The organism is Nonomuraea spiralis (assembly GCF_014648435.1).
GTDB lineage: Bacteria > Actinomycetota > Actinomycetes > Streptosporangiales > Streptosporangiaceae > Nonomuraea > Nonomuraea spiralis.
This window is the reverse complement of sequence record NZ_BMRC01000004.1, coordinates 292,539-315,599: the sequence shown is the minus strand read 5'-3', so window position 1 is coordinate 315,599 and position 23,061 is coordinate 292,539. Positions and strand designations below refer to the sequence as shown.

At 69.6% G+C, this 23,061-nt stretch carries 25 protein-coding genes, 1 tRNA gene and 1 riboswitch; of the genes, 13 read left to right on the top strand and 13 right to left on the bottom strand.

Annotated elements, in window-relative coordinates; translation table 11 throughout:
- Nucleotides 1–6 precede the first annotated feature (6 nt).
- From IEZ27_RS11745 to IEZ27_RS11725, 5 genes are read right to left on the bottom strand one after another with little or no spacing between them, the layout of a single operon-like run.
- Nucleotides 7–1,467 (bottom strand): peptidoglycan D,D-transpeptidase FtsI family protein, encoded by a 1,461-nt coding sequence (locus IEZ27_RS11745; protein WP_189647196.1) that lies wholly within the window; start codon nucleotides 1,465–1,467, stop codon nucleotides 7–9.
- Nucleotides 1,464–2,882 carry an FtsW/RodA/SpoVE family cell cycle protein gene (locus IEZ27_RS11740; RefSeq protein WP_229823889.1) on the bottom strand — a complete coding sequence of 473 codons (1,419 nt, stop codon included), beginning with the start codon at nucleotides 2,880–2,882 and terminating at the stop codon, nucleotides 1,464–1,466. The genes IEZ27_RS11745 and IEZ27_RS11740 overlap by 4 nt, the downstream gene beginning before the upstream one ends.
- Complete coding sequence (locus tag IEZ27_RS11735) at nucleotides 2,883–4,178, bottom strand: Stp1/IreP family PP2C-type Ser/Thr phosphatase (RefSeq protein WP_189647195.1); 1,296 nt, start codon at nucleotides 4,176–4,178, stop codon at nucleotides 2,883–2,885.
- Nucleotides 4,175–4,645: an FHA domain-containing protein FhaB/FipA gene (locus IEZ27_RS11730; protein ID WP_125640993.1), complete on the bottom strand. Its 471-nt coding sequence runs from the start codon at nucleotides 4,643–4,645 to the stop codon at nucleotides 4,175–4,177. Before IEZ27_RS11730 ends, IEZ27_RS11735 begins: the two co-directional genes overlap by 4 nt.
- 17 nt (nucleotides 4,646–4,662) lie before the next feature.
- Entirely contained in the window at nucleotides 4,663–5,403 is a 741-nt protein-coding gene (locus tag IEZ27_RS11725) for an FhaA domain-containing protein (protein ID WP_189647194.1), read from the bottom strand.
- A gap of 198 nt (nucleotides 5,404–5,601) precedes the next feature.
- Here IEZ27_RS11725 and IEZ27_RS11720 point away from each other — a divergent pair.
- Nucleotides 5,602–5,684, top strand: a tRNA-Leu gene (locus IEZ27_RS11720).
- A gap of 382 nt (nucleotides 5,685–6,066) precedes the next feature.
- Nucleotides 6,067–7,146, top strand: coding sequence for a pyruvate dehydrogenase (acetyl-transferring) E1 component subunit alpha (gene pdhA / locus IEZ27_RS11715; protein WP_189647193.1), 1,080 nt, complete (start codon nucleotides 6,067–6,069; stop codon nucleotides 7,144–7,146).
- Here the strand turns inward: pdhA and IEZ27_RS11710 are convergent.
- Entirely contained in the window at nucleotides 7,116–8,162 is a 1,047-nt protein-coding gene (locus IEZ27_RS11710) for a hemolysin family protein (RefSeq protein WP_189647192.1), read from the bottom strand. The two genes, pdhA and IEZ27_RS11710, sit on opposite strands and share 31 nt — an antisense overlap.
- A complete protein-coding gene (locus IEZ27_RS11705) occupies nucleotides 8,159–9,505 on the bottom strand; it encodes a hemolysin family protein (RefSeq protein ID WP_189647191.1) in 1,347 nt (448 codons plus the stop codon). The genes IEZ27_RS11710 and IEZ27_RS11705 overlap by 4 nt, the downstream gene beginning before the upstream one ends.
- A 244-nt stretch (nucleotides 9,506–9,749) precedes the next feature.
- Here IEZ27_RS11705 and IEZ27_RS11700 point away from each other — a divergent pair, with 244 nt between their 5' ends.
- A complete protein-coding gene (locus IEZ27_RS11700; RefSeq protein ID WP_229823888.1) occupies nucleotides 9,750–11,030 on the top strand; it encodes an LCP family protein in 1,281 nt (426 codons plus the stop codon).
- 72 nt (nucleotides 11,031–11,102) lie between these two features.
- On the opposite strand, the gene IEZ27_RS11695 is transcribed toward IEZ27_RS11700, so the two are convergent.
- A complete protein-coding gene (locus IEZ27_RS11695; RefSeq protein WP_189647190.1) occupies nucleotides 11,103–11,750 on the bottom strand; it encodes a GOLPH3/VPS74 family protein in 648 nt (215 codons plus the stop codon).
- Between the two features lie 22 nt (nucleotides 11,751–11,772).
- Here IEZ27_RS11695 and IEZ27_RS11690 point away from each other — a divergent pair, with 22 nt between their 5' ends.
- The 4 genes from IEZ27_RS11690 to IEZ27_RS11675 all read left to right on the top strand — a co-directional run bounded on the left by IEZ27_RS11690 (nucleotide 11,773) and on the right by IEZ27_RS11675 (nucleotide 15,143).
- Nucleotides 11,773–12,378, top strand: coding sequence for a TenA family protein (locus tag IEZ27_RS11690; RefSeq protein WP_189647189.1), 606 nt, complete (start codon nucleotides 11,773–11,775; stop codon nucleotides 12,376–12,378).
- A gap of 37 nt (nucleotides 12,379–12,415) precedes the next feature.
- On the top strand, nucleotides 12,416–13,294 hold the full coding sequence (locus IEZ27_RS11685) for an Fpg/Nei family DNA glycosylase (RefSeq protein WP_125641015.1): 879 nt from the start codon (nucleotides 12,416–12,418) through the stop codon (nucleotides 13,292–13,294).
- Nucleotides 13,295–13,320: 26 nt separating this feature from the next.
- The gene (locus IEZ27_RS11680; protein WP_125641018.1) at nucleotides 13,321–13,644 is read left to right on the top strand and encodes a rhodanese-like domain-containing protein; all 324 of its coding nucleotides are present in this window, start codon (nucleotides 13,321–13,323) and stop codon (nucleotides 13,642–13,644) included.
- A 51-nt stretch (nucleotides 13,645–13,695) separates the two neighbouring features.
- A riboswitch (TPP riboswitch) is annotated at nucleotides 13,696–13,809 on the top strand.
- Nucleotides 13,800–15,143, top strand: coding sequence for a purine-cytosine permease family protein (locus IEZ27_RS11675; RefSeq protein WP_189647188.1), 1,344 nt, complete (start codon nucleotides 13,800–13,802; stop codon nucleotides 15,141–15,143). Its footprint overlaps the riboswitch before it by 10 nt.
- Here the strand turns inward: IEZ27_RS11675 and IEZ27_RS11670 are convergent.
- Nucleotides 15,129–15,701 (bottom strand): methylated-DNA--[protein]-cysteine S-methyltransferase, encoded by a 573-nt coding sequence (locus IEZ27_RS11670; RefSeq protein ID WP_189647187.1) that lies wholly within the window; start codon nucleotides 15,699–15,701, stop codon nucleotides 15,129–15,131. The two genes, IEZ27_RS11675 and IEZ27_RS11670, sit on opposite strands and share 15 nt — an antisense overlap.
- 95 nt (nucleotides 15,702–15,796) lie before the next feature.
- Here IEZ27_RS11670 and IEZ27_RS11665 point away from each other — a divergent pair, with 95 nt between their 5' ends.
- Nucleotides 15,797–17,665 (top strand): ATP-binding protein, encoded by a 1,869-nt coding sequence (locus tag IEZ27_RS11665; protein WP_189647186.1) that lies wholly within the window; start codon nucleotides 15,797–15,799, stop codon nucleotides 17,663–17,665.
- Between the two features lie 142 nt (nucleotides 17,666–17,807).
- On the top strand, nucleotides 17,808–18,242 hold the full coding sequence (locus IEZ27_RS11660) for an ATP-binding protein (RefSeq protein WP_308427271.1): 435 nt from the start codon (nucleotides 17,808–17,810) through the stop codon (nucleotides 18,240–18,242).
- Here IEZ27_RS11660 and IEZ27_RS11655 read toward each other — a convergent pair.
- The 3 genes from IEZ27_RS11655 to IEZ27_RS11645 all read right to left on the bottom strand — a co-directional run bounded on the left by IEZ27_RS11655 (nucleotide 18,239) and on the right by IEZ27_RS11645 (nucleotide 19,334).
- Complete coding sequence (locus IEZ27_RS11655; RefSeq protein ID WP_125641033.1) at nucleotides 18,239–18,880, bottom strand: YidC/Oxa1 family membrane protein insertase; 642 nt, start codon at nucleotides 18,878–18,880, stop codon at nucleotides 18,239–18,241. The genes IEZ27_RS11660 and IEZ27_RS11655 overlap by 4 nt on opposite strands.
- 83 nt (nucleotides 18,881–18,963) lie before the next feature.
- Nucleotides 18,964–19,164: a DUF6412 domain-containing protein gene (locus IEZ27_RS11650; RefSeq protein WP_125641036.1), complete on the bottom strand. Its 201-nt coding sequence runs from the start codon at nucleotides 19,162–19,164 to the stop codon at nucleotides 18,964–18,966.
- Nucleotides 19,161–19,334, bottom strand: a complete 174-nt coding sequence (locus IEZ27_RS11645; RefSeq protein ID WP_189647424.1) for a hypothetical protein — start codon at nucleotides 19,332–19,334, stop codon at nucleotides 19,161–19,163. The genes IEZ27_RS11650 and IEZ27_RS11645 overlap by 4 nt, the downstream gene beginning before the upstream one ends.
- A gap of 94 nt (nucleotides 19,335–19,428) precedes the next feature.
- Here IEZ27_RS11645 and IEZ27_RS11640 point away from each other — a divergent pair, with 94 nt between their 5' ends.
- Nucleotides 19,429–20,127 (top strand): response regulator transcription factor, encoded by a 699-nt coding sequence (locus IEZ27_RS11640; protein ID WP_125641039.1) that lies wholly within the window; start codon nucleotides 19,429–19,431, stop codon nucleotides 20,125–20,127.
- Nucleotides 20,124–21,275, top strand: a complete 1,152-nt coding sequence (locus IEZ27_RS11635) for a sensor histidine kinase (RefSeq protein ID WP_229823887.1) — start codon at nucleotides 20,124–20,126, stop codon at nucleotides 21,273–21,275. The genes IEZ27_RS11640 and IEZ27_RS11635 overlap by 4 nt, the downstream gene beginning before the upstream one ends.
- A 124-nt stretch (nucleotides 21,276–21,399) precedes the next feature.
- Here the strand turns inward: IEZ27_RS11635 and IEZ27_RS11630 are convergent, their stop codons facing one another.
- Nucleotides 21,400–21,798 carry a hypothetical protein gene (locus IEZ27_RS11630; RefSeq protein ID WP_125641232.1) on the bottom strand — a complete coding sequence of 133 codons (399 nt, stop codon included), beginning with the start codon at nucleotides 21,796–21,798 and terminating at the stop codon, nucleotides 21,400–21,402.
- Between the two features lie 187 nt (nucleotides 21,799–21,985).
- Between IEZ27_RS11630 and IEZ27_RS11625 the strand changes: the two genes are divergently transcribed.
- Entirely contained in the window at nucleotides 21,986–22,333 is a 348-nt protein-coding gene (locus IEZ27_RS11625) for an STAS domain-containing protein (protein WP_125641041.1), read from the top strand.
- The gene (locus tag IEZ27_RS11620) at nucleotides 22,330–23,061 is read left to right on the top strand and encodes a glycosyltransferase family 2 protein (protein ID WP_189647184.1); all 732 of its coding nucleotides are present in this window, start codon (nucleotides 22,330–22,332) and stop codon (nucleotides 23,059–23,061) included. The genes IEZ27_RS11625 and IEZ27_RS11620 overlap by 4 nt, the downstream gene beginning before the upstream one ends.

Below are 23,061 nucleotides of genomic sequence, written 5' to 3'. Positions count from 1 at the left end.
CGTCACTCACTTGTTCAGCACCGCCTCCAGCACAGCCTTTGCGATCGGAGCGGCGGTGTGGCCGCCCGTTGCCTCCGCGCCGACGTTGGCGGCACCCGACTCGACGATGACCGCCAGCGCCACCTTCGGGTTCTCGGCGGGCGCGAAGGAGATGAACCAGGCGTGCGGCGGCGCGCCGTTGGCGGTCTCCGCGGTGCCGGTCTTGCCGCCCACTTGGACGCCGGGCACCTGCGCGAGGTTGGCCGTGCCGTTGTTGACCACGCTGACCATCATGTCGCGCAGCTTGCCCGCCGTCTCGGAACTGACCGCCTCGGTCAGCTCCTCGGGCTTGGCCTCCTCCATGACGTCGTTCTTGGAGTCGGTGATCTTGTTCACCAGGTACGGCTTCATCACCTTGCCGTCATTGGCGATGCCCGCGGCGATCATGGCCATCTGGAGCGGCGTCATCCGGTTGTCGCGCTGGCCGATCGAGGCCATCGCGAGGGCCGCGTCGTCGTACTTGCTGCCGAAGTCGCTCTGGGCCACCGACATCGGCACGCCGATCTGCTTGCCCATGCCGAACTTCTCGGTCTGCTCGTTGAGTTTGTCGTAGCCCAGCTGCATACCGATCTTGGCGAACGGCGTGTTGCAGGACTTCTCCAGCGCGTACACGAGCTGCACCTGGCCGGCGCCGCAGGCCGCGCCGCCGTAGTTGGGCAGGCTGATGGTCGTGTTGGGCAGCGGCAGCCGCTGCGGTGCGTCGACCGTGGTGTCGCCGCCGCGCGAGGAGTCGTCCTCCAGGTACGCCGCCGCCGTCACCACCTTGAACGTCGAGCCCGGCGGGTACGTCTGGGCGATGGCCCGGTTGAGCAGCGGCTGGCTCTTGTCCTTGTCCAGCTCGTTGTAGCGGGAGAAGACCGTGCCCTTGTCGGTGCCCGACAGCTCGGCGGGGTCGAAGGTGGGCAGCGACACCATCGCCAGGATCCCGCCCGTCCGCGGGTCGAGCGCCACCAGCGCGCCGCGCTTGCCGCTGGCGCGCAGCGCGTCGTAGGCCGCCTTCTGGGCCTTGGGGTTGATCGTGAGGTCGACGTTCGCGCCCCTGGTCGGCTCGCCCGTGAACAGGTCGATGCTCCGCCGCAGCAGCAGGTCGGCGCTGGAGCCGTCGAGCAGCTTGTTCTCGGCCCCCTCGATCGCGCTCGCGCTCTCGGGCGAGAAGTAGCCCGTGACGTGCGCGTAGAGCTTCCCGTCGGTGTACTTCCTGATGAACTTGAAGTTCTTGTTGTCGGTCTCCATCGACTGGGCGATCACCTTGCCGCCGGCGGTGATCCGGCCGCGTTCGACGGCGTAGCGCTCGTAGTAGTTGCGCCGGTTGCTCGGGTTGGAGCGGTAGTCGTCGGCGCGGACCGCCTGGAGGATGTTCACGTTGATCATCAGGAGCGCGAACATGACCAGGCAGGCCACGGCCGTGCGCTTCAGAGTGCTGTTCATCGCTGGAACACCTGGGTGAGTCCTTCGTTCTGGATCGCCTGGGGCGGGGGCCGTCGCGCCGCGTCTGACATGCGTACCAGGAGCGCGATAAGGATCCAGTTAGCCAGCAGCGCCGAGCCGCCCTGCGACATGAACGGCGTGACCAGGCCGGTCAGCGGGATGAGGTTCGTCACGCCGCCGACGATGATGAACACCTGCCAGGCCAGGATGAACGACAGGCCGCCCGCCAGCAGCTTCGAGAACGGGTCGCGGGCCACGAGCGAGGTGCGCAGGCCGCGCTCGACCAGCAGCGCGTAGAGCATGAGCAGCGCCATCAGGCCGGTCAGCCCGAGCTCCTCGCCGGTCGCGGCGAAGATGAAGTCGGAGAAGCTCAGCGGGATCAGGTCGGGGTGGCCCTGGCCGAGCCCGGTGCCGAGGATGCCGCCCGCGCCGAACCCGAACAGCCCCTGCATGATCTGGTAGCTCTTGCTGCACATCGGGTCGCCCGGCGGGTCCTCCAGGCAGACGGGAGCCGTGCCGTAGAAGACCGGGTTGCTCGGGTCGAGCCAGGCGTCGAACCGAGCGCCCACGTGGTCGAAGACCTGCCCGGCGAGGAAGGCGCCGCCGACGAACAGCAGGATGCCGATGAGCACCCACGAGGTGCGCTGGGTGGCGATGTAGAGCATCGCGATGAACGTGCCGAACAGCAGCAGCGAGGTGCCGAGGTCCTTTTCGAAGACCAGCACCAGCAGGCTGAGGCCCCAGGTGACCAGGACCGGGCCGAGGTCTCGGGCGCGCGGCAGGTCGATGAACAGCAGCCGCCGCCCGGCCAGCGCCAGCACGTCACGCTTGGCCACCAGGTAGCCGGCGAAGAAGACCACCAGCGCCAGCTTGGCGAACTCGCCCGGCTGGATGGAGAAGCCGCCGATGCGGATCCAGATCTTGGCGCCCTGGACCTCGCTGAGCGAGCCGGGCAGCAACGCCGGGATCGCCAGCAGCACCAGGCCCACCGCGCCCGCCGTGTACGTCAGGCGCTGCAGCATGCGGTGGTCACGCAGCACGATCAGCGTGATCGAGAACATCACGACGCCGACGCCGGTCCACATGATCTGGTTGGCCGTGGAGGCGCCGCCCATGTCGGCCGACTCCAGCCGGTAGATCATCACCAGCCCGAGGCCGTTGATCAGGGTCACCAGCGGCAGGATCAGCGGGTCGGCCCATGGCGCGAACTTGGCCAGCACCAGGTAGGCCGCCAGCATCAGGCCGCCCAGGCCCAGCCCGTAGGCCAGCATGCCGGCGGGCACCTTGCCGTCGACGGCCAGGCCGACGTTGGCGTAGGCGCCCATGATGATCAGCACCGCCATGGCGAGCAGGACCAGCTGGGCCACCCGCCGTTTGGCCGGCATCGGGACGGGGGTCGCGAGCATTTCTGCCATTTATTGCGATTTCGTCTTGGTGGCGGTGGGAGTGGGAGACGTGTCCGACGTGGAGGTCGCGTCGCCCTTGTCGCCCTTGTCGTCCTGGGAGAACTTCAGTCCGTTTATCTTCGTCACGCCTTCGTCGACGTCGGTGACGGGGATGCCGCTCTTGATCAGGGCCTGGTCCGCCGGGGACAACTTGGAGAGCGGACGGCCCGTGCTCTTCTCCACATGGAAGAACTGGAACGGCCCGACCTCCTGCTTGATCCCCTGGAAGATGACCACCTCGTCGCCCCTAGCACCGACGAAGAACTGGTCCTGGGTCCACTGATATCCAAGGTAACCGCCGGCGCCCACGGCGACGGCGCCGATCCCGAGCACGGTGACCAGCACGGGCCACACACGACGACGCTTCCCCGGACGCCGGGCCGCCTGCGCGACCGGCTCGTCGAAGTCGTCACCGGTGATCGCCGGCTGGGGTGCGGTCACCGCGCTCACTCGCCCCGGCGAGGTCTCCTGGTCGCCTCCTCGCAGCCTGGTCATGCCCGCGGCGCCGACCACCGCGGCCTCCACCGGCACCTGCTGGCCCTCGGCGAGCTCCACCACGTCGGCGAGCACGCACGTGATGTTGTCGGGCCCACCGCCCCGGTTGGCCAGGTCGATGAGCTGGCGGACGACCTCTTCGGGATCGTCGATGTTGGTGAGCGTGGCGTGCAGTGTCTCCGCGCTCACCACGCCCGACAGGCCGTCGGAACAGAGCAGGTAACGATCGCCGACCTGTGCCTCGCGCAGCGTGAGGTCCGGATCGACCTCGCCGCTGCCGTCGAGCGCGCGCAGCAGGATCGAGCGTTGCGGGTGCGTGGCCGCCTCTTCGGGCGTGATGCGCCCGTCGTCGACGAGCTGTTGCACCAGGGTGTGGTCATGGGTGATCTGGTAGAGCTCGCCGCGTCTCAGGAGATAGGCGCGCGAGTCGCCCACGTGCACCAGGGCGACCTGGGTGCCGTTCCAGAGCATGGCGGTGAGCGTCGTGCCCATGCCTTTGAGGCTGGGATCCCGCCCGACCATCTCGTGCAGCCTGCGGTTGGCGTCGCGTACCGCTGCCTCGATGGCGTTGAGCAGGTCACCCCCCTGTTGGGCCTCTTCCAGCGAGGCCATGGCGGCGATGGCGACGGAACTCGCCACCTCGCCGTGTGCGTGCCCGCCCATGCCGTCGGCGACGGCCAGCAGGCGGCCGCTAGCGTACGCCGAGTCCTCGTTCCCTTCGCGGAGGAGGCCGACGTCCGAGCGGGCGGCGTAGCGGAGTGCGATGGTCATTTGCGCAATTCAATGACTGTCTTGCCGACGCGGATCGGAACACCGAGCGGCACCGGGGTCGGACGGGTGACTTTCAAGCGGTCGAGATACGTGCCGTTGGTCGAACCGAGATCTTCCACGATCCACTGACCGTCCTGAGGGAAGAGCCGGGCATGCCGGCTGGATGCGTAGTCGTCGGTGACTACCAGCGTGGCGTCGTTCGCCCGGCCAATGGTGATGGGCGTCTCCGTGAGGTTAATGGTGGTGCCCTGCAACGGGCCACCGGTAACGATGAGCTGGCGTGGCTCGCCCTTCTTGCTCTTGGGCTTGGCCACCGGTTTGGCGGGCTTCACGGCTTTACGTGGGCCCGCGGGAGCCGTGCGTGAACCGAACAAGTCAGTCCGGATCACGCCGACTGCGGCAATGACGAAAAACCACAGCACCGCCAGGAAGGCGAGCCGGATCAGCAGCAGCGTGAGCTCGGACATGGACCGTCTGTCTACCCCTAATCGCGCCGGAACACCAGAGTCGTACGCCCCAGGGTCACTCGCGTGCCGTTCTGGAGCTCGATTCTGCGTACCGGCTGGCCGTTGACGAAGGTGCCGTTCGTCGAACCGAGATCGACGAGGGCCACGAGCTGGCCCTCGACGCGGAGTTCCGCGTGGTGCCGCGAGACTCCCGGATCGACGAGACGAAGATCGCAGTCGGTGCCCCTGCCTAGCAAGGTCACCGGAGTGGTGAGCTCGTAGGAGCGGTCGCCCTGCGGGTCGTCCTGAGTGGAGACGAGCAGCCTGGGCCGCCCGTTGAAGGCCCCGGGCCTGGACGGGGGCAGGTCGCTCGCCGGCTGGCGGATCTCGTCCTGCTCGACCGTCGCGCCCCGGATGACGCCGGACCGGATGCGGAACAGGCCCACAGCCAGGTCTGCGGCGGTCTCGAAGCGCACCCGGACCGGTCCCACGAAGGAGTAGCCCTGTTCCTTGGCGTACTCCCTGGCGAGGTTGGCCAGCTCGTGGCTGATGCTGTCGGCGTAGACCTCAAGCCTCTCGCTGTCGGTCGTGGACAGCTCCACCACGAAGTCGTTGGGCACGAGCGTGCGGCCCTGCGCGACGATCGCCGCCCGCTCATCCATCTCCCGCTGAACCGCGCTGGCGACCTCGACCGGCTGAAGGTCAGATTTGAACGCCCGCGCAAAGGCCCCCTCAACCAAGCCTTCGAGCCTTCGCTCGAAGCGCTGAAGGACTCCCACCGGGTACCTCCCTTCTTCCCTGCATATGATCGCGGCCCCAGACGCTTCCGGCGCCCGGTTTCCGCTCGTCCCACGTGGCGGTCTCGTGGCGCTCGTTGCCAGTCGCGCCCAGCTCCTCCGCTCCCGTGTCTTATGCGATCGTATCCGGGTTCAGTACCAGTGGCTGTTCCGTGCTACTGTTTCTCCGCACCCACAAACGGGCGGGTGGCGGAACGGCAGACGCGCACGGTTCAGGTCCGTGTGTCCGAAAGGACGTGAGGGTTCAAATCCCTCCTCGCCCACTCTGTGACTAGGGGATCCTTGGTCGCCGGCCTTAAGGCCGGCTCCCTCGGGTCCCTTCGTCATGTCTGCCCGGGGGATGACCCCCGGACCCCCAGGAGGGACAAGCGTTCCGGGGGATTCTCCCCCGGACCCCCATTACGGTGGTTGCTCGTTTCGCGGGTCTGGCCCACAGTTGCGTACGGTCGCCTTGCTTCGCAAGAGTCCGCCGATTTCTTTGTGACACCGCCTCGCGCCTCTCGGACTCTAGAACGTGGCGCTTGCAGAGGGCTTTCTGGTGGCTTGCGTGATTTAGGTCACATTGGTTCCTGGGGCGGGTTCGGGTGATTCTTAGGGCTACGGCAAACTGTGGCCGCTGGGTTCTGTTCAGGGGAGTTGCCGCTCATGGATGAGTCGATGGTTCAACTGCTCACACCCGCCGGGGAGCGCGTGGAGCATCCGGAATATCCGCTTGTCGTCTCGGATGATGAGATTCGGGATTTGTATCGGGATCTCGTGGTCGTCCGGCGGATCGATTCCGAGGCTGTCGCGCTCGCGCGGCAGGGGGAGCTGGGGCTCTGGACGTCCCTGCTCGGCCAGGAGGCCGCCCAGGTCGGCTCCGGACGCGCCGTCGGAGACCTGGACGCCGTCTTCCCCTCCTACCGCGAGCACGGGGTCGCCTACTGCCGCGGGATGGACCCGCTCGACGTCGTCGCCATGTGGCGGGGCGTCAACCACGGCGGCTGGGACCCGGCCGAGCACAACTTCTTCCTCTACACGATCGTGATCGGCACGCAGGCGCTGCACGCCACCGGATACGCGATGGGGATGCAGCGCGACGGCGTCATCGGCACCGACAAGGCCGGGGCGACCATCGCCTACTTCGGCGACGGCGCGACCTCCCAGGGCGACGTGAACGAGGCGTTCGTCTTCGCGGGTGCCTGCCACGCGCCGATCGTCTTCTTCTGCCAGAACAACCAGTGGGCCATCTCCGAGCCGCAGGAACGTCAGTCGCGGATCCCGCTGTACCGCAGGGCGGAGGGCTTCGGGTTCCCCGGCGTACGGGTCGACGGCAACGACGTGCTCGCCTGTCTCGCGGTCACCCGCAAGGCGCTGGCGGACGCCAGGTCAGGGCAGGGGCCCACGCTCGTCGAGGCGTTCACGTACCGGATGGGGGCGCACACCACCTCCGACGACCCCACCCGTTACCGGGCCAAGGACGACGTGGAGGCGTGGCGGCGGCGCGACCCCATCGAGCGGGTCAGGGCGTACCTGAGCGCGGCGGGCACCGGCGACGACTTCTTCCAGGAGGTCGAGGCCGATGCCGCCAAGATCGGGGCCGAGCTGCGGAGGCGCTGCCTCGAACTGCCCGACCCCGTTCCCTCGGCGATGTTCGAACACGTCTACGCCGAGCCCCACTCGCTGATCGAGGCCGAGCGGGCCCAGCACGCCGCCTACCTCGACGGGTTCGCCGCCGGGGAGTAGGCGCGCGAGGCGGCCTTGGTGTCCAGGAGCTCGCCCAGGAGGTCCGTGAGGCTCACCATGCCGATGACCGCGCCGCCCTGGCCGGTGACCAGAGCCAGGTGCGCGCGGGCCTCCTGAAGGGCCGTCACGGCCTCGGGGACCTGCGTGACGCACGCGAGCCTGGGCAGCGGCCTGGACAGCTCGCCGGCCGTACGCGTGGGCTGCAGGAGGGCGTCGCGGGCGTGCAGGACGCCCTCGATCCCTTCGGGGCCGCCCACCAGCAGCCGCAGGTGGCCGCTCCCGGCCGCCCTGGCCCTGATCTGGGCCGCCCCGGCGGTCGGCGGCACCTTCACGGCCCGGTCGATCGGCACCATCAGGCGTTCGATGCCCTCGGCCTGCAGCCGCAGCGCGCGGGTGAGCAGGTCGTGCTCCTCGCGGTCGAGCAGGCCCATCCGGCCCGACTCGCCCACCAGCATCGCGAGCTGGCGCGGAGTCCTGGTGGTGGCCAGCTCGTCGCGCGCCTGCACGCCGAACAGCCTCAGTATGAAGTTGGTCAGCGCGTTCAGCGACGACAGCAGCGGGCGCATGAGCTGCGTGAACCCGCGGAACGGCAGCGTCAGCACCAGCGCGGCCCGCTCGGGGTGCGTCAGCGCCCACGACTTGGGCGCCATCTCGCCCACCACCATGTGCAGGAACGTCACCAGCGCCAGCGCGATCGTCAGCGCGATCGGCATGCGCAGCGACTCCGGCACGCCGACGGCGGCGAAGACCGGCTCCAGGAAGTGCTCGATGGCCGGCTCGGTGACCTGGCCCAGGCCCAGCGTGCACAGCGTGATGCCGAGCTGCGCGCCGGCCAGCATGAGCGAGAGCTGCCGCCCGCCGCCCACGGCGGACTTGGCGGCGATCCTGACCAGGCGGTTGCCGCCCGAGGCCATCTCCTCAAGGCGGTGCCGCCTGGCGGAGACGAACGCGAACTCGGCCGCCACGAACAACGCGTTGAAGAACAGCAGCGCGAGGCTGACGAGGATCATCGTCATCGGGACGCCTCCGCGTGCTGCACGGGCGCGAGCCGCACCCATTCGGGCACCCGGCGGTTGAGCGACATGACGGTCAGCTCGGCCAGGTGCTCGGCCGCGTCGTCGGCGAACGGGTCGGAGTCGCCCTCGATCGGCACGGTCACCACGTCGCCGGGGTCGGGCATCCGGCCCAGCCTGGCCAGCACCAGGCCGGCCAGCGTGTCGTAGTCGTCGCTCTCCGGCAGGGCGACGCCGGTGGCGCGCTCGACCTCGTCGAGCCTGAGCCAGCCGGGCACCTCCCAGACGCCGTCGGGCCGTTCGACGGCGCCCGCGGGCTCGGGGTCGTTCTCGTCGACGAGCTCGCCGACCAGCTCCTCGGCCAGGTCCTCGACGGTCAGTACGCCGGCCAGGCCGCCGTACTCGTCGATGACGCAGACGATGTCGTCCTTGGCCGCGCGCATCCGGTCGAGGACGGCGGGCAGCGGCACCGAGTCGGGCACCAGCAGCGCGGGGCGCGTGATGCTGCCGATCAGGCCCTCGTCCAGGCCGGACTCCAGCAGCTCGCGTACGCCGGTCACGCCCACGACGTCGCCGTCGTCGCCGAGCACCGGGTAGCGGGAGTGGCCGCGTTCGCGCATGACCTCCAGCAGGTCGGAGATCGGCTGCGAGTCGCGCAGGGCCACCACGCGCGGGCGCGGCACCATGATCTCCTCGGCGCTGTGGTCGCCGAACTCAAGGGCGCGTTCCAGCAGCTCCGAGAGTCTGGGAGGCAGTTCGCCGGCCTGGGTCGACTCCTCGATGATCCGGGAGAGCTCCTCAGGGGTGGCGCCGTGCTCGACCTCCTCGACCGGCTCGATGCCGACCCGCCGGAGCAGCCCGGTGGCGGCCGAGTCGAACAGCTTGACCACCGGTCCCACGACCGTCAGGTACACCAGCGTGGACCCGGCGAGGAACTTGGCCACCACCTCGGGCCTGGCGATGCCGAGGTTCTTCGGCGCCAGCTCGCCGAGCACCATCTGCACCACGGTCGCCACGAACACGCCGGCGGCCACGGAGACCCCCGTGATCGCGGCGTCGGGCAGGCCCGTGGTGTCGAGCCAGGGCCGTACGAGAACGGCGATGGCGGGCTCGGCCAGGAAGCCGACGAGCAGTGCCGTGACGGTGATGCCGAGCTGCGCGCCCGAGAGCATGAAAGACAGCCGCGAGGTCACCCTGAGCGCCTTTTCGGCCGCGGCGTCACCGGCGGCGGCCTGCTCGCGCAGGAGGCCCCGGTCGGCGGCGACGAAGGCGAACTCCTGGGCGACGAAGTATCCCGTGGCGGCGGTGAGGAGGAAAAGGGCCAGCAGGCCGAGATAGGCGCTCACCAGAGTGAGCCTTCAGAGGAACCCGTGCCTGAGCACGGGCGAAGACTCCACGAGTCCGGAGCGGACACGATCATCCCTTCGATAGAGGTCGTCCATAACGCTAACGACGCAGGCCGCGTCTATGTTTCCGGAGTGACTCTCAGCCAGTTGTGCGTACTTCTCCGTGGGAGAAACTTGGTGAGATGTCTTCACTGACAGGGGGTTGGACGTAGCGTCTATGGCATACCGAAGGGAAGAAGGCGAAGTGTCTGAGGACGACCGGACGCGGGCCATGCGCTCGCCGGGCGACGGCCGCCCGCTGCCACCAAGGCCCGGGGACGGTCCGCGCTCAGGCGGCGCACCCGCCCACCGGGTGCCGCCGGGCGTGCCGAACGCGCCTACACACAAGTTGCCCGCCTACTCCGACGAGCAGCCGCCGCCTCCGCCTCCTCCGCCGCCCAAGTCGGGGAAGGTCTACGGGCGGGAGCGGGCCGGGAACAGCCCGGTCAAACCATTCAGGTCGGCCGGCGAGTCCGCGCCGAAGGAGCCGCGCGAGCCGCGCGGCCCGCGCGGGCCCAGAGGGCCGCGGATGCGCGGCAAGACGGTACTCAAGATCATCGCGGGCGTCGTCGCGCTGCTCCTGGTGGCCGCCGTGGGCCTGTTCTTCTGGATCGACTCCCGGCTGGCGGGCATCGACGGCGTGCTCGACGAGTACGAGGGCCGGCCCGCGGACACCCCGGGCACCAACTGGCTGCTGGTCGGCTCCGACAGCCGCAAGGGCCTGTCCGCGGCCGACCGCAAGAAGCTGGCCACCGGGCGCGCGGTCGGGCAGCGCACCGACTCGATGATGCTGCTGCACATCTCCGACAATGGCGACAAGCCCACTCTGGTCAGCCTCCCGCGCGACTCGGCCGTGACCATCCCGGGCCGGGGGCGCGACAAGCTCAACGCGGCGTACGCGTCCGGCGGGCCGAAGCTGCTGGTCCGTACGGTCGAGACCGTCACCGGCCTGCACGTCGACAACTACATGGAGATCGGCTTCGCCGGTTTCGTGGACATCGTGGACGCGGTCGGCGGCGTCGAGATCAACGTACGCGCCGACGTCGACGACCCCAAGGCCGGGCTCAAGCTGAAGAAGGGCAAGCAGGTGCTCAACGGCGCCCAGGCCCTCGGTTACGTACGTACCCGCAAGGGCGGCGCGCTGCCGGACTTCGAGCGCACCAAGCGGCAGCGGCAGTTCCTCGGCGCGGTGGTGAAGAAGGCCGCCAGCCCCGGGGTGCTGATCAACCCGTTCACGTCGATCCCGCTGGCCATGAGCGCCACGGACGCCGTCGAGGTCGACTCCAGCACCGGCGCGTTCGACATGCTCTCGCTGGGGCTGGCCATGGGCGACAGCCCGGTCACGACGGTGGTGCCGTTCGGCGGGAACGAGGTCGTCGCAGGCGGCGGCGCGGCGGTCAAGTGGGACCGGGTCAAGGCTCTGGCCCTCTTCGACGCTCTGAAGGCCGACAAGCCCGTGCCGAAGGACGTCGTGGACGCCGGCTGACCTGTTCCGCTTCCGCGAGGCGCGCCGCCTGGGCGCGCCTCGCGGCCGGAGCTTGAGCCTTCGATGGGCGCTTCAGCTTGTGGCGGCGACGACCGCGGCGGTGGAGGCGGTGACGGCGATGGCCGCGTTGATGGCGGCGATCGTCTTGGCGACCGCCGCGCCCGCCCATTCCCCCTCGGCGATCTCCTTGACCCGCGCGCGGTCGGCACCGGGGAACGCCTTGCGGTCGAGCTTCGCCGCGTGCATGATCGCGATCAGCATGGCCGTCCTGGCGTCGGGCTCGGCGCCCGCGAGGGCGGCCGTCACGCGCTCCCGTACGTCGGCCTCCACGCTGGGGTCGGCCTCCGGCCAGCGGGTGGTCGGGAAGATGCCCAGGACCTTGCCGTGCTCCTCGGTCAGCACGCCCGCCCCGGCGAGCCGGGTCAGCAGGCGCTTGCGCAGTTTGGCCGACTGCACCCGCTGCACCCACCAGGCGGGCTTCCTGGCCTTGCCGTCCTCGGCCATGCGGGCGAGGGTGGCGTCGAGTTCCTCGTCGCCCAGCGGGGTACGGTCCTTGACCGTCACCTTGTCGTCGGCCAGCTCCACGCGACCGGCGGCGGCCAGCTCGGCGAGGATCGCGCCGCCGAGCGCGGGATCGAGCTGCGTCACCCCGATGAGCTGCTTGCCTTCGTCCTCGCTGTAGGCGAGGAGAAGGAGTTCTTCGGCGATCGTCACGGTCATGTCCCGACACTAACCTCCCAGCATGACCATCTCGGAAAAACTTCACGCGATCGGCCGCCCGCTGCTCCAGGCGCAGCTCGACCACCCCACGGTGGCCGGGATCGCGCGTGGCGACCTGGCGGAGCCGGTCTTCAGGTCCTGGCTGGAGCAGGACTACCTGTTCCTGCACGACTACGTGCGGGTGTTCGCCAAGCTGGCCTGGCAGGCGCCGGCCGCGCATCTGGGGGACCTGGTCGACTTGGCGCACACCACCTATCACGACGAGTTGAACCTGCACAGGTCGTTGTCGGCCGAGTTCGGGGCCGATCTCGACGGGGCGGTGAAGGGGCCGGCCTGCGCGGCGTACACGGCGTTCCTGTTGGAGTCGGCGGGGTCCTATGGAGAAGGCTTGGCTGCGCTTTATCCCTGCATGTGGGGATATTCGAGTCTTGGGAAGCTGCTTGCGGAGAACCCGCCCGCCGAGCCGCGGTACCGGGCGTGGGTGGACACGTACGCCGATCCGGGGTTCGCGGCGCTGACCGTACGGATCGGGCAGATGATCGACGAGGCCGACCCCGACCCCGTACGGGCGGAGGCGATGTTCACCGAGGGCATGGCGCACGAGCTCGCCTTCTGGGACGTGCCGTAGTCGCGTGACAGTCCGGCGTGCGCCATACCCTGGTGGCATGCCGGAACTTCCCGAAGTGGAGTCGCTCACCGACTTCCTGCGCGAGCGGGCGGTCGGTCGTTCGATCGCGGGCGTGGACGTCGTCGCCTTCCAGGCGCTCAAGACGTTCGACCCGCCGGTCACCGCGCTCGGCGGGCTCACCGTCACGGGCGTGTCGAGGCACGGCAAGTTCCTCGACCTCGACTGCGACGGCCTGCATCTGATCATCCATCTGGCCCGCGCCGGCTGGCTGCGCTGGCGTGACGACCTGACCGGCGCGCGGCCGGTACGTCCCGGCAAGGGCCCGCTGGCCGCCCGCGTACGGCTGGCGCCCGACGACGACGGCCTGGCCCCCGGGTTCGAGCTGACCGAGGCCGGCACGCAGAAGCGCCTGGCCGTCTACGTCACCGACCGGCCGGAGGACGTCCCCGGCATCGCCGCACTCGGCCCCGACCCGCTCGACGACGCCTTCACCGTCGAGGCGCTCAAGCGGATCGTGGGCGGCAACCGTACCCAGATCAAGGGCCTGCTGCGCGACCAGAAGGTGATCGCCGGCATCGGGAACGCCTACTCCGACGAGGTGCTGCACGTCGCGAAGATGTCGCCGTTCAAGATCGCGTCGTCGCTGACCGACGCGCAGATCGCCGACCTGCACGAGGCCATCGTGACGACGTTGCGCGACGCCGTTGAGCGGGCGCACGGCCTGGCGGCCAAGGACCTCAAGGCGGAGAAGAAGTCCGGGCTGCGCGTGCACAACCGGGCGGGCCAGCCGTGCGACGTGTGCGGCGACACGATCCGCGAGGTGTCGTTCGCCGACTCCGCGCTCCAGTACTGCCCGACCTGCCAGACGGGCGGCAAGCCGCTGGCCGACCGGCGCATGTCGCGCCTGCTCAAGTAGGGGCAGGGGCACGAGATGATGGAGGCATGACCGTTCCTGAGATCGAGGCCAACGCCGTTCCCGACGACGCCTATCTGCTCGACGTCCGTGAGCAGGACGAATGGCTCGCCGGCCACGCCCCCGAGGCTGTGCACATCCCCATGTCGCAGATCCAGGGCCGGGTCGAGGAGGTGCCCGCCGACCGCACGGTCTACGTCGTGTGCCGGGTGGGCGGCCGGTCGATGCAGGTCACGGCGTGGCTCAACCAGCTCGGCCGCGACGCCGTCAACGTGGGCGGCGGCATGCAGTCGTGGGAGTCCGCGCACCGTCCGATGGTCAGCGAGACCGGGCAGCAACCGTTCGTGGCCTGAATGCCCCACTGTGGCGGTTCTGCCGCCATTGAGGCATGATGAGGGCGCCAACTGCATAGTCGCGGGAGCTCGGGGTGCCGGGCTGAGAGGGCAGCAACACAGCCGCTGCCGACCGCCTGAACCTGTCCGGGTAATGCCGGCGTAGGGAGTGTGCGATGACGCATGTCGTCGACGAAGTTCCGCTGACCCTTGACGGCGCGCCCCCCAAGACCCTGGGCGTGCTCGACCAGGGCGCCCTCTGGGCCAACCTCGGTGTCAGCCTCCTCGGCTTCTCGGGCGCGCTCATCCTGATCGACCCCCTGGGCGGCGCGCCGCTCAGCCTGGTGGCCGCGCTCGCCGCCGCCGTGGTCGGCAGCCTCATCGGCACCGCCATGGTGGGCCTGTCGGCCATCCCCGGCACGCAGACCGGGCGGCCGGCGATGGTGCTGCTGCGCGGGCTGTTCGGGGCGAAGATGTCGTACGTCCCGTCCGTGCTGAACATCGTGCAGATGCTCGGCTGGGGCGCCTTCGAGCTCTGGGTGATCGCCAAGGCCGCTACCGCGATCTTCGGGGACGTCCCGTACCAGGTGTGGGTGGTGGCGGCGGGGGTGCTGACCACGGCGCTCGCCGTCTGGCCGCTCGGGTCGATCAGGCTCCTGCGCCGGTACGTGACCGCGGGCGTGATCGTGTCGCTGATCTGGTTCACCGTGTCGTTCCTCGGCGAGGCGCCGACGTACACGGGCGGGTCCTGGACGGCCTTCGCCCCGGCCGTCGACTACGTGATCGCCCTGTCGGTGTCGTGGGTGCCGATGGCCGCCGACTTCGCCAGGCACTCGCGCTCCAGCCGGGCCGCCTTCACCGGCGTCGTCGGCGGCTACACCGTCGCGCAGGTCGCCTGCCTGGCCCTCGGCGTGTACGCGGTGGCCATCGCCGGCGCGCAGTCGGTCAAGGCCGACGGCATGGCCGTGTTCCAGCCGTTCGTCGCGGCGCCGCTGGGCGCGCTGTTCTTCGGCATCCTCGTGCTGCGCGAGACCGACCAGTCCTTCGCCAACGTCTACTCCACCACGGTCTCGCTGCAGAACCTGTGGCCGAAGGTGGACCGGCGGGTCGTCTCGACCGCGATCGGCGTGCTCACCACGGCGATCGCCCTGGTCGTGGACGTCACGTCCTACGGCGCCTTCCTCGGCGTGATCGGCGCGGTGTTCGTGCCGATGTTCGCGGTGCTGGCCGTCGACTACTTCGTGCTCGGCGGCGCCGCCCGGTGGAACACCGACGAGGACGCGCCCTCGCGCTGGCTGATGCTGGTGCCGTGGGCGCTCGGCTTCGCCGCGTACTGGTTCACCACCTCGACGCCCACGGTCGCCGGATGGGACGCGTTCTGGGCCGGGGCCCGCGACGCGGTCGGCTTCACCCGGGAGACGTGGATGAACGGCGCGCTCGGCGGCGCGCTCGTCGCCGCGCTGGTGACGCTGCTCATCGGCGCGCTCACCGGCGCCCGGCGCCGCTCAGCGGCCCGCTGAGACGCGGCGTTCGACGTTGAGCAGGTGCTGCTTGGCGGCCACGCCTCCGGCGTAGTCGCCGAGGTCGCCGTCCTCGCGGACCACCCGATGACAGGGCACGACCACGCACACGGGGTTGGCGCCGACCGCGTTGCCGACCGCCCGCAACGCGCGCGGCCGGCCGATGCTCGTGCCGATCGCCTCGTACGTCGTGGTCGTGCCGTACGGGACGGCCATGGTCTTCTGCAACACGGTACGGGCGAACGGCGTGGCCAGCGCGAGGTCGACCGGCGTGGTGAACGTGCGCAGGCGGCCGGAGAAGTACGCGTCGAGCTCCCGGCGCACCGGGTCGAGCCGGCGCGCGTCGGGCCCGATGAACGTGCCGACCTCCTTCGCGACCCGCTCGTACACGGTGTTCTCGGCCTCGAAACTGCAGGCCGCGATGCCCTTGGCGGTCACCGCGAGTATCAGCCTGCCGACGGCGCCGTCGTAGGTGCCGAACGCGATGTCGGGCGGGCCCTCACCCTTGTAAGTGCTGGAGGTCACTCTCAGCAGGGCATCGAGGTCACTGCTCGACATGCCTCTCACCTGTTTCAGCCACCGGAATCTTCGTGAGCGCAGCGTATCGGACGGATCGCCCGACGGACCCATCACGCCACGTGCACTATGGAGGTGTGGGGGACGCATGGGCAGGCAGTGATGAGGAGATCGCACGCGCCGTGCTGGCCGGCTCCCCCAACGCCGTCGTGGCGCTCGACCGCGACCAGAGCGTGCTGGTCTGGAACGCGGCGGCCGAGCAGCTCTTCGGCTGGACCGCCGAGGAGATGCTGGGACGCCGGGCCCCGATCGTGCCCGACGAGCTGACCGCCGAGCACAACGCGGTGCTGGAGCGCGTACGCACCGGGGTGCAGGTGTCGGTCCGCACCAAGCGCGTCCACAAGGACGGCCGGGCCCTCGACCTGCGGGTGGACATCAACGCCCTGCGCCTGGGCAACTCCGTGGTCGGCTACGTCTGCGCCCACCATCCCGCCCAGGCCGACGAGATGGCCGGGCTGCGCATGGAACGCCGGGCCAGGCTGGTGCGCCGGCTCACGGACGTGGTGGGCGACATCAACTCCGAGCTGGAGCTGCCGGCCGTGCTCGACCGGATCTCGGCCAGCCTCACCGAGCTGACGGGCGCGGACGCGGGCGGGTTCGTGCTGATCGAGGGGGAACGGCTGCGGCTGGTCAGCACGTACCTGCTGCCGGAGACGCTCAGGGGCACCACCACCGACCTGCGTACGAGCCTGGTGGACAAGCTCTTACGTACGGGCAAGACCGTGATGCTGGAGTCCCAGGGGCTCGGCGACCTCGTGTGGGCGCAGCTCAACGGGCTGCACACGATCGCGCTCGGCCTGGCCGCCGTCGGCGGCAGGCCCTACGGCGCCCTCTACGCGCTGTTCGCCCGCCGCATCCCGGGCCATCTTGAGCTGGAGCTGCTCGAACTGCTGGCCGGGCACGCCGGCATCGCGGTCGGCAACGCGGTCGCCTACCAGGAGGCGGTACGCCAGCGGGCGCACGAGCGGGCCGTGTTCGACGCCAGCGCCGACGGCATCGCCGTGCTGGACGACGCCGGGCAGGTCGTGCGCTGGAACCCCGCCGCGGCCGAGCTGACCGCCTTCCCCGCCGACGTGGTGATCGGCGGGCCGCCGCCGTTCCCGCTGCCCAGCCCGGGAGAGAAGCTCACGTTCCAGATGGAGAACGGGCGCTGGCTCGACGTGGTGAGCGCGAAGATCGAGGAGACCGGCGAGGTCGTGATCGACTTCCGCGACGTCACCAGGGCCAAGGAGCTGGAGGAGGCCAAAGACCTCTTCCTGGCCACGACCAGCCACGAACTGCGCACCCCGATCACGATCGTGCGGGGCTTCGCCGGCACGCTGGACGCCCGCTGGGACAAGCTGAGCGACGCCGAGCGGCGTTCGGCCGTGCACACGATCGCCGAGCGGGCCGGGTCGCTCGGGCAGCTCATGGACCACCTGCTGCTCGGGGCCAGGGCGGGCGCGGAGGAACTGGCGGTGCGGATCGAGGCGTTCGACCTCGGGGCCAGGATCCACGCGGCCACGCTCGGCCTCCCGGTGTTGTCCGACCGGCATCGCGTCGAGGTGGTCATCCCCGAAGGATTGCCGCCGGTGCTGGGAGATGCCCTGGCAACCGACATAGTTTTGGGGCAATTGCTGGAGAATGCGTTTAAATACTCGCCAATGGGTGGATTGATCTGTGTTGAGGCGTGGTCCGAAGACGACAGCGTGGTCGTGGTCGTGGATGACGAGGGGGTCGGAATCGCGCCGCCTGACCGGGAACGGATCTTTGAGCGCTTCGTCCAGGTGGACAGTGGGGACCGGAGGCGCTTTGGTGGAGTGGGGCTCGGGCTCTACATCGTGCGCAGTCTGGCCAGGGCACAAGGGGGAGATGTGAGTGCTCACGCGAGGCCAGGAGGGGGTACCCGCATGAGGCTGGTTCTGAGACGTGCTTCCACTATCGGATCCGACACACCGATGCGGTAACGAGGTGGTCACAGTTGAGCTGATCTATCGTCCAATGTGTACAAGCTGTGATCGAGATGCGGTTTCTGGGATTGGCTAACGGGGCATTTCGGTCGTACCGGGGAGTGTTCCCGCGGGGGGCACAGGGAACGGGGAGGTGGGTGTGTCAAGCGTGGTGCTGCTGCCGTACGCGCCGTCCAGCGTCGCCGTCGCCCGCCAGCGTCTGAGCACTGACCTGCAGGACAGTGGCGTCTACACCACCGCGATCGACGATGCGGTGCTGGTGGTGAGCGAGTTGCTGAGCAACGCGCTGCGGCACGCGCATCCGCTGCCTTCAGGCATGGTGAGGGTCGCCTGGCTGCGCAGCGACGATCACATCGAGGTGGCTGTGAGCGACGGGGGTGCGGCGACGGAGCCGCGGGCGGGCCGCCCGACCCTGTCCTCGCTCGGGGGCCGGGGGCTGGGAATCGTCGAATACGTGGCCGAGAGCTGGGGGGTTCGTCACGACGGTGACACGACGACCGTGTGGGCCATCCTGCCCGCTCCCAACGGCGCGTCGGTGAACGGGCAGGTCGCGGCCCTGAAGGAGGCCGGTTAGGCGGTCCGGGCCGCCAGCGCGGCTCGTTCGGTGACGGCCCACGCCGTCGAGACCAGGAGGTACAGGCCGGCCGCCAGGGGGAGCACGAACGCGGCCAGCACGGAGCCGTACGGCAGCAGCGGCGTGATCTTCCGCAGCAACTCCGGCTGCTCCTCCGAGACCTTGATCGAACGTGCCGACAACCATGCCAGCAGCACCAACCCCGCGATCAGGATCACGAAGACCGAAACCGGCCAACTGATCAGACCGAAATGGGTGACGACACCCGCGAACTGCTGACCCAGCGGCGCCCCGAAAAGGGTGTGACCGGCCAGCGCGGTCGGATGCGTGGCCACCCTGAACATCAGCCACATGAACGGCAATTGCGCCAGCATCGGCAAGATCCCCGCGAACGGCGACGTGCCTTCCTTGGCGTAGAGCGCGGTCAGTTCCTTGGACAACCGCTCGGGATCACGCCCGTGGCGCTTCTGCAGCTCCCGCAGCTTCGGCGCGAGCCGCTGCCTGACCTTGTTCGTACGGGCCTGGCGGACGTTGAGCGGCAGCAGGATCAGGCGTACGGCGAGGGTGAACAGCACGATGGCGAGCGCGGCGTCGCCCCCGGACAAACCGATGACGAACGTGACAAGTGAATCGATCATGAGCCCTTCAGACCTTCGGACATGACGGTGGACCAGGGCTCATACGTGATGACGAGCCCCGCTTGACGGGAAGCGGGGCTCGGTTAAGGCGCTCGTGGACGCGGGCGTCCGGCCGCGTCGGGATCGCGCAGCCGCTGGAAGGCCGTGCGGCGCGCGTAGGTCAGCGGGGAGCCCGGAGGCTCGCCGCCGACGGTGGGCAGCAACGTGGCCGCCCACGTGGCAAGCAGGAGGATCGCCACCATGGTGATCCCCACCAGCCACGGGTCGAACAGGAAAAGCGTCACTGTGACGAACGGGACTTACCGACGACGGTGACCGCGACGAAGACGATCAGAGCCACGACCCCGATGATCAGAGCGATCTTGATCAGACCCGCCAGCAGGGGCAGGAGGAAGGTGAACAGCACGAAGAGGCCGAGAATGGCCCCTAGAACGAGCATGACGACTCTACTCATGAGGCCACCGTACGTCCTCGGTGGGTGATCCGCGAGGCTTACGAACTCATGACGTACATGTCGCCCACGTGGGGCTCAGCCGTACGGTGAGACGGTGAACACGCGCATCCTTGTGGTGGACGACGATCCGACCGTCTCGGAGGTCGTGGCGCGTTATCTGGAGCGCGACGGGCACGAGGTCGAGTGCGTGGGCGACGGCGCCGAGGCGTTGCGCAGGGCGCTGGCCGATCCGCCCGACCTCATGGTGCTCGACCTGATGTTGCCCAGGATCGACGGGCTCCAGGTGTGCAGGAAGCTCAGGGAGCGCTGGCCGGTCCCGGTGATCATGCTGACCGCGCTCGGCGAGGAGATCGACCGGGTGGTGGGCCTGGAGACCGGGGCCGACGACTACGTGACCAAGCCGTTCAGCCCTCGGGAGCTGGCGTTGCGCGTCCAGTCGGTGCTGCGCAGGGCCCGGGGGGCGTCCGTCACGGCCGGGACCGGCGTGCTGCGCGACGGCGACCTCGTCGTCGACGTCGGGGCCCACGACGTACGGCTGGGCGGCGACCAGGTGATGCTGACGGCCAGGGAGTTCGACCTGCTGGCCTACCTCATGCGCAACCCGCGGCAGGCGTTCAGCCGGTCGGCGCTGCTCGACCAGGTGTGGGGGTGGTCGTTCGGAGACTCCTCGACGGTGACCGTGCACGTACGGCGGCTGCGCGAGAAGGTCGAGGCGGACCCGACCGAGCCGCGGCGGATCGTCACGGTCTGGGGCGTTGGATACCGCTACGAGCCGCTGGAGGGTGCGGGGTGATCACCCCGTCGCCCTGCCTGGGGGAGACGTGCCCGGAGGTCATGGTGTCCGTGAGCGAGCTGCCCGTGGTCGTGGCCGTCTCGGCCGGGCTGGGGCTGCTGGTCGCGGCCGCGGGCCTGTGGGTGATGGGACGGCTGCGGACCAGGTCGATCGGGGTGATGCTGGCCGTCGTCGTGGTGGTCGCCGTCGCGGCGACGCTGGCGGGCGTGGTCGCCATCACGATGAGGATGATCATCGAGGGGGCGGTCAAGGACTTCGTGCTCAGCGTGGTCGCCGTGGGCGGGCTGGTGGGGCTCGGGGTCGCGTTCGTGCTGGCGAAGCGGGTGGTGGGCGAGAGCAGGCGGCTGGTGGCGGCCGTACGCGACGTGCCGTTCAGGGCGCCCCTGGGGCTGCCGGCCGAGTTGCAGGAGATCGCGAGCACCCTTGAGGAGGCGTACGCGCGGGAACGCGCGCTCGAAGGCGCGCGGCGGGAACTGGTCGCCTGGGTGAGCCACGACCTGCGCACGCCGCTCGCGGGCCTGCGGGCCATGGCAGAGGCCCTGGAGGACCGCGTGGTGGCCGACCCGGCGACGGTCGCGCGCTATCACGGGCAGATCAAGCTGGAGGTCGAACGGCTCTCGGCCATGGTGGACGACCTGTTCGAGTTGTCGCGGATCCACGCGGGCGCGCTGCGGCTCTCACGGACCAGGATCGGGCTCGCCGACCTCGTCGCGGACACGCTGGCCGGGGTCGAGCCGCTGGCCAGGGCCAAGGGGGTAGTGCTCACGGCGGAGGCGGCGGGGGCAGTGCCCGTGGAGGCCGACGCGGCCGCGCTGGGCCGGGCCCTGCGGAACCTGGTCGTCAACGCCGTCCGGCACACGCCTTCGGACCGGGCCGTGGTGCTGCGGGCCGGTGTGGACGAGGCGGGGATGGCCTGTCTGTCGGTGGCCGATGGTTGCGGGGGGATTCCCGAGGAGGATCTGCCTCGGGTGTTCGAGGTGGCGTTCCGGGGGGAGGCCGCGCGTACGCCCACCGCCGACGGCGGCGCCGGGCTCGGGCTGGCGATCGCCCAGGGGATCGTCGAGGCGCATGATGGGATGATCGGGGTGGTCAACGAAGGGCCGGGGTGCCGGTTCGAGATCCGGTTGCCCCTGGTGCCCGGAAGCTGACGTTCCCGCACTGTGTCCTGCCTCGATTCACCGCTCTGGTCACGCAGCCTGGTGTGCTGCCTCGGTGTGCCTTGCCCGCCTTGGCTCTGCCGCTTCGGAGGGCGCCTTGGGTGGGCCGCCCGGTTCAGGCGGTTTCGGGGAGCGCGGCGTCACGTTGACCGAACGACTCCGACATCGCCCGAAATGTCGGGCAGGGCCAGCGCCACATGCAGCTCCGGCACCGCAGGATCGGGTTGGCGGTGTCGCTCGTGATGCCCCCCGCGTCGCGCGGCTGGTGCAGGTCGAGCAGCCGCAGCCCGAGCTCGGAGAACCTGAGCAGGTCGGCGCGGGCGCCGGCCAGGAAGTCGAGGTCCTCGCTGGCGAGCCTGGTGCGGATCGGGACGTAGCCCTCGTGGTTCAGCAGACTGCGCAGCCGCGCTGCCTCGTCATGCCATGAAGCCGCCTTTTCTGTACGGATGAGGATGGTCTCCAGACGTTCTCGGAGACCCTGGCGCTGTGGATCTTCAGGTTTCTCTGCATTCATCGATACGAGGCCCGAACGGCGGGCCTCAGCCCCTCCTTCTCCATGAAGCGGTGCCGGTTCCGGTGTCACGCTGTCAAGCTTCGCGTACTCTCCGTTTTGATGGAGCCCAAACGGAGGACAAAAACCTGTCGTTCCCCTCTCGGCGTGACAACGTGACCGGAAGCCTCCGCGCCGCTAGCCTGCCCATGTGGAGCTCAAGGTCTCGACTCGATCACATGCCGGGTGCGCACTCGTTGCCATCACCGGAGAAATCGACCTCTATACGGCGCCTCACCTGCAGGCCGAGTTCACTCGGCTGCTGCAGGACGGGCCCAGCCGGGTGGTCATCGACATGTCCGCCGTGGATTTCTGCGACTCCACGGGGATGAACGTGCTGCTCTCGGCGCTCAAGCGCATGAAAGAGCGGGGAGGCGTGCTGGAGGTGGCCGCGCCGCGTCCTGCCGTCCGGAAGATCCTGCAGGTGACGGGGCTCGTCTCGGTGTTCACCGTGCATGACGAGGTGCCGCAGGAGTTCCTCATCACCGAGGGATCATGACGCAAGGGGACACGGCGGTCGTCATCCCCGCGGCGAACGAGGGCGACCGCATCGCCGCCACCGTCGCCGCCGCGGCCGGCCTGCCCGGTGTCGATCTCGTCGTGGTCGTCGACGACGGCTCGACGGACCAGACCGGCAGGGTGGCGCGGGCGGCGGGTGCGCGGGTGGTCCGGCACAGCCGCAACCGGGGCAAGGCCGCGGCCATGGAGACGGGTGCGGAGGCCGTACGCCTCCTCGACGAGGACCGTACCCCTCGCCACCTGCTCTTCCTCGACGCCGATCTGGGTGACACGGCGGGCGCCGCGGCGCCGCTGATGGAGCCCGTACGCGCCGGTGAGGCCGACATGACGATCGCGGTCTTCGGCACGCGGGTGAAGCTCGGCGGCCACGGCTTAGTCGTGCGCGTGTCCAAGGACGGCATCCGCCGTGCCACCGGCTTCGAGGCCACCCAGCCGCTCAACGGCCAGCGCTGCCTGACCAGGGCCGCCTTCGAGGCCGCCCGGCCGCTGGCGCACGGGTTCGGTGTGGAGACGGCGCTGACGATCGACCTGTTGCGCAAGGGGTTCAGGGTCACCGAGGTCGAGGTGGAGATGTCCCACCGGGCCACGGGCAACGACTGGCGGGCCCAGTTGCATCGGGCTCGGCAGCTCCGGGACGTGGCGCTGGCTCTGGCGACTCGGGAGCCGGTGGTGGTTGAAAATCTTGGCAAACTCCGCCCTAAGCGGTGA

Excerpts from the sequence above, each read along its gene's own strand:
- IEZ27_RS11730 (WP_125640993.1), bottom strand. The coding sequence starts at position 4,645 with ATGTCCGAGCTCACGCTGCTGCTGATCCGGCTCGCCTTCCTGGCGGTG.
- IEZ27_RS11675 (WP_189647188.1), top strand. The coding sequence starts at position 13,800 with ATGACGCATGTCGTCGACGAAGTTCCGCTGACCCTTGACGGCGCGCCC.
- IEZ27_RS11630 (WP_125641232.1), bottom strand. The coding sequence starts at position 21,798 with ATGAATGCAGAGAAACCTGAAGATCCACAGCGCCAGGGTCTCCGAGAA.
- IEZ27_RS11735 (WP_189647195.1), bottom strand. The coding sequence starts at position 4,178 with ATGACCATCGCACTCCGCTACGCCGCCCGCTCGGACGTCGGCCTCCTC.
- IEZ27_RS11670 (WP_189647187.1), bottom strand. The coding sequence starts at position 15,701 with ATGTCGAGCAGTGACCTCGATGCCCTGCTGAGAGTGACCTCCAGCACT.
- IEZ27_RS11655 (WP_125641033.1), bottom strand. The coding sequence starts at position 18,880 with ATGATCGATTCACTTGTCACGTTCGTCATCGGTTTGTCCGGGGGCGAC.
- IEZ27_RS11685 (WP_125641015.1), top strand. The coding sequence starts at position 12,416 with ATGCCGGAACTTCCCGAAGTGGAGTCGCTCACCGACTTCCTGCGCGAG.
- IEZ27_RS11745 (WP_189647196.1), bottom strand. The coding sequence starts at position 1,467 with ATGAACAGCACTCTGAAGCGCACGGCCGTGGCCTGCCTGGTCATGTTC.
- IEZ27_RS11645 (WP_189647424.1), bottom strand. The coding sequence starts at position 19,334 with ATGAGTAGAGTCGTCATGCTCGTTCTAGGGGCCATTCTCGGCCTCTTC.
- IEZ27_RS11620 (WP_189647184.1), top strand. The coding sequence starts at position 22,330 with ATGACGCAAGGGGACACGGCGGTCGTCATCCCCGCGGCGAACGAGGGC.
- IEZ27_RS11740 (WP_229823889.1), bottom strand. The coding sequence starts at position 2,882 with ATGGCAGAAATGCTCGCGACCCCCGTCCCGATGCCGGCCAAACGGCGG.
- IEZ27_RS11710 (WP_189647192.1), bottom strand. The coding sequence starts at position 8,162 with ATGACGATGATCCTCGTCAGCCTCGCGCTGCTGTTCTTCAACGCGTTG.
- pdhA (WP_189647193.1), top strand. The coding sequence starts at position 6,067 with ATGGATGAGTCGATGGTTCAACTGCTCACACCCGCCGGGGAGCGCGTG.
- IEZ27_RS11690 (WP_189647189.1), top strand. The coding sequence starts at position 11,773 with ATGACCATCTCGGAAAAACTTCACGCGATCGGCCGCCCGCTGCTCCAG.
- IEZ27_RS11695 (WP_189647190.1), bottom strand. The coding sequence starts at position 11,750 with ATGACCGTGACGATCGCCGAAGAACTCCTTCTCCTCGCCTACAGCGAG.
- IEZ27_RS11680 (WP_125641018.1), top strand. The coding sequence starts at position 13,321 with ATGACCGTTCCTGAGATCGAGGCCAACGCCGTTCCCGACGACGCCTAT.